The sequence below is a fragment of the Mesorhizobium sp. M7A.F.Ca.AU.001.01.1.1 genome (assembly GCF_004022735.1).
In the GTDB taxonomy this organism is placed as follows: Bacteria; Pseudomonadota; Alphaproteobacteria; order Rhizobiales; family Rhizobiaceae; genus Mesorhizobium; species Mesorhizobium ciceri.
Window position 1 is genome coordinate 1 of sequence record NZ_RZPF01000697.1, and the last position, 3,470, is coordinate 3,470.

Here is a 3,470-nt window from a genome sequence, read left to right on the forward strand (position 1 = left end):
CGGCACAGCAGCGCATCGACGCCGGAGCCGATGATGAACTCGTTGGCCGGATAGTCGCCGCCGCAAGCTCACCAAGAACGACCAGCTGACGCTCGAATGGGCCGGCGTCTTCAACCACTACCATGCGCCGATGATGCGCACGGTGCTGACCGGCAAGGTGTCGAAGCGCCATCAGGAACTGTTCGACGCCGCCCGCGCAGCACTCCTGGCTGTCGAGAAGGCGATGATGCCGGGCAACAGCTTCGGCGACGTCTTCGATGCGCATGCCCGCACCATGGAGGCACACGGCCTGACCAAGCACCGGCTGAACGCCTGCGGCTATTCGGTCGGCGCCCGCTTCACCCCGTCCTGGATGGACATGCCGATGTTCTACCAGGGCAATCCCGAACCGATCGCGCCCAACATGACGCTGTTCGCCCATATGATCATCATGGACTCCGACACCGAGACGGCGATGACGCTTGGCCGCACCTACCTGACCACCGAATCCCAGCCCAGGCCGCTGTCCCGCCATGATCTCGACTTGATCGTAAAGTGAATCCACAGTGGGAGGCGTTCTTCGCCAAGGAGTTAGAAGGCAAATGAGACGATCGCATGTGACGACCGTGTCATTGCTTGTGGCATTGGCTCTTGCCGCCTGCACCAACGCAAAGGACGTGCTCGAACCGTCGGCGATCCCCCCGCCGGCGACGTCGACCCAGACGCTGCCCGCAACGTCAGGCAACACGGCGGCAACGGTTCCGGCCGGGCCCGCCACCAGCACGTCTGGCGCTCCCGCAACCGCCGCCGCACCGGTCACATCAGCCCAAAGCGCTGCCATCCTGTCGAAGACCCGCTTGCAGATCGCGCCGATCGTCGGCGCTTCGGTGGAAGCTGCGACACCTCTGACGGCGGAGTTGCAGACCCGTGCCAGGCAGCGCGGCATCACTCTCGCCGGCAGCGCCGACCAGACCGTGACACATGTGCTGAAAGGCTATTTCTCGACGATGTCGGAAGGCGCCGACACCACCGTCATCTATGTCTGGGACGTCTATGACCCCGCTGGCAACCGGCTGCACCGCATCAATGGCCAGCAGAAGGCTCCGTCGGTCAATTCCGGCGCCAGCGCGGGCGGCGACAGCTGGAAGGGGATCTCGCCGGCCACCATGCAGGCGATCGCCGACCAGACCATCGACCAGTTCGCCGCCTGGCTCGGCGGCAAGGCGGGCTAGAGGCATCGGACCCCAAAGTGGAGACGGTTTTGGGAAAATCCGATGCCCAATGAGAAGAAGAACCAGCACAAGTCCCCTGCTCCCTGTTGCAGTCCGGCGATGGCGCGGAGCTTTCTTGAGTTTAGCCGGCGGATTCCCGATCTCGGCGCTTGCAATACCAGCGCGGGCCGCTAAAAGCCCGGTTAAAGGGCGCAAGCGAGTCCGTCAGGCCTCATCATCCTCCACCAGGAACCGTGCATGAAACTCTTCGCGGGCAATTCCAACAGGGTGCTGGCCGAAGCAGTCGCCCGGTACCTCAACGTCCCGCTGGGCAAAGCCACGGTCAGGCGCTTCGCCGACCAGGAAATCTTCGTCGAAATCCAGGAAAACGTGCGCGGCGAGGATGTCTTCATCCTGCAGTCGACCTCGTTCCCGACCAACGATCATTTGATGGAATTGCTTATCATGATCGATGCCTTCATGCGCTCCTCGGCCAAGCGCATCACGGCGGTCATCCCTTATTTCGGCTACGCCAGGCAGGACCGCCGCGCCTCCGGCCGCACGCCGATCTCGGCCAAGCTGGTCGCCAACATGATCACCCGCGCCGGCGTCGACCGCGTTCTGACGCTCGACCTGCATGCCGGCCAGATCCAGGGCTTCTTCGACATCCCGACCGACAATCTGTTTTCCGTGCCGGTGATGGCCCGCGACGTGAAGGCCAAATACAAGCAACTCGGCAACGTCGTGGTGGTTTCGCCCGACATTGGCGGCGTGGTCCGCGCCCGTGCGCTGGCCAAGCGCTTCGATGCGCAACTGGCCATCGTCGACAAGCGCCGCGAACGGCCGGGCGAATCGGAAGTCATGAACATCATCGGCGCGGTCGCCGGCAAGGATTGCCTGCTGATCGACGACATCGTCGATTCCGGCGGCACGCTGTGCAACGCCGCCGATGCGCTGCTGGCCAACGGCGCCACCAGCGTCACCGCCTATATCACCCACGGCGTGCTGTCGGGCGGTGCCGTTGCCCGCATCAGCGGCTCGAAGCTGCAGGAACTGGTGATCACCGATTCCATCCAGCCGACCCAGGGCGTGCTCGACGCGCCCAACATCCGCGTCATCTCGATCGCCGACCTGATGGGCGAAGCCATCTCGCGCACGGCGACTGAGGAATCGGTGTCCAGCCTGTTCGACTAAACCCGCCTGCCCTTAAGGCGCGGAGCTTTCCAACCGAACCGGGCCGATCAGGCGACGAGCGACCTCGACGTTCTCGCGTGCGCCGCGCATATAGCCGCGCGGCGAGGTCCCCAGCATGCGCTTGAACATGGTGATGAAGGCCGGCACGCTGTCATAGCCGAGATCAAGCGCCACCCTGGTGATCGGCTCGCCGTCCGCCAGCCTGGGCAGCGCCGCGAACAGGCAGGCCTGCTGGCGCCATGTCGACAGCGACAGGCCGGTCTGGCGCTGGAAGGCGCGCGTGAAGGAACGGCGGCTCATGCCGGCTGCATCGGCCCACTCGTCGATGGTCGCATGCGGCGACGGTGCTGCGACGAAGCGTCGGCACAGCGCCGACAATCTTGGATCGGACGGAAATGGCAGCCCGAGAGGCCGTTCCGGCAAGGTCGGGATTTCGTGCAGCAGAAGGTTCATGATCAGCCCACCGCGTCCTTCCAGAACGCCGCCTTGCGGGAGCTTCTCCGATTCCACGATCAGGCTGTGCATCAGGTCGGTGACGCCGACGACGCGCAAGCCTTCGGGCAGCCCGGGGATCGCCTGTGGCATGACATAAACCGAACGCATCGAGACGTCGCCCAGCATCTCGACGGAATGCTCGGTGCCGGCTGGAATCCACATCGCGTGGTCGGGCGGCACCATCCAGCGCCCGTAGCGTGTCGTCACCAGCACCACACCGACAAGCGCATGCAAGAGCTGGCTGCGGCTGTGGCGGTGCTGTGGCACGCGGTAGCCGTCAGGATATTCGGTCGGCAATGCCACCGCCGGCCCGGCCACTTGCTCAAGCCACTGCCAGCGGCTCTCGTGCAACTGGCCGAGATTGGCATTGCCAGCGTGAAAGACTTCTTTGCCGTGCGGCATCTAGTTATGGCCCACTTGCGAAACTATTGGACCAAACCACGAAAGAAGTCGTCTCGCAAGCGGCTTATAAGGCACCGTCCCTAGGGTGGCCGCAAGGAGCGTCCGCCAGTTGCCTGCGGGCGTGCCCGCCAAAAAGACCACGGAGCCTACCTTGACCGATACGACAGCAGCCAGCGTCGCCCCACCGGC

Annotated in this window: 3 protein-coding genes and 1 pseudogene; 3 read left to right on the forward strand and 1 reads right to left on the reverse strand. The window is 64.3% G+C overall.

Annotation, left to right across the window (positions count from 1 at the left end):
- Positions 1-58 precede the first annotated feature (58 nt).
- From EN884_RS30065 to EN884_RS30075, 3 genes and pseudogenes are all read left to right on the forward strand, one after another.
- A pseudogene (locus EN884_RS30065) lies at positions 59-538 on the forward strand (M24 family metallopeptidase); the annotation flags it as partial.
- Positions 539-581: 43 nt separating this feature from the next.
- Entirely contained in the window at positions 582-1,211 is a 630-nt protein-coding gene (locus tag EN884_RS30070; RefSeq protein ID WP_128360917.1) for a hypothetical protein, read from the forward strand.
- Positions 1,212-1,448: 237 nt separating this feature from the next.
- Complete coding sequence (locus EN884_RS30075) at positions 1,449-2,384, forward strand: ribose-phosphate pyrophosphokinase (RefSeq protein ID WP_013530002.1); 936 nt, start codon at positions 1,449-1,451, stop codon at positions 2,382-2,384.
- Between the two features lie 12 nt (positions 2,385-2,396).
- Here EN884_RS30075 and EN884_RS30080 read toward each other — a convergent pair whose 3' ends face one another.
- Complete coding sequence (locus EN884_RS30080) at positions 2,397-3,281, reverse strand: helix-turn-helix transcriptional regulator (protein WP_013530001.1); 885 nt, start codon at positions 3,279-3,281, stop codon at positions 2,397-2,399.
- Positions 3,282-3,470 lie beyond the last annotated feature (189 nt).